Origin of the sequence: Pseudoalteromonas sp. S1727, assembly GCF_005886375.1 — a bacterium.
Lineage (GTDB): Bacteria > Pseudomonadota > Gammaproteobacteria > Enterobacterales > Alteromonadaceae > Pseudoalteromonas > Pseudoalteromonas haloplanktis.
Genome location: NZ_PNDT01000262.1, coordinates 1 through 410 on the forward strand (window position 1 = coordinate 1; position 410 = coordinate 410).

At 46.6% G+C, this 410-nt stretch carries 1 protein-coding gene; it reads left to right on the top strand.

Annotation, left to right across the window (positions count from 1 at the left end):
* Positions 1 to 410 (top strand): Ig-like domain-containing protein (locus CWB85_RS21930; protein WP_138556018.1); only part of this gene is annotated, 410 nt, incomplete at both ends.

Below are 410 nucleotides of genomic sequence, written 5' to 3' on the forward strand. Positions count from 1 at the left end.
AACGGTATCGGCAACGCAAACGGATAATGCAGGTAATACCTCAGTAGCAGCTACCACTACAATCACCTTAGATAATAGTGCGCCAACAGCGGTCACGATTAATACCCCCATAGAAGTCGATGACATTGTTAATGCTAGTGAAGATGACAGTGTATTAGTGACAGGTTCTGGTGCTGAAGCAAATGCAAGCTTGAATGTAAATATAGGTGGGCAGAGTCAGTCTGTCACCGCGGATGCTAGTGGTAACTGGACCCTCAGCGGAAATGAATTAGACATCAGTGCATTAAGTAATGGCACATTAACGGTATCGGCAACGCAAACCGATAGCGCTGGTAATATATCACCCGCAGCAACCACAGCCATCACATTGGATAATACTGCGCCAACAGGGCATGCGGTAAGTGTGGATC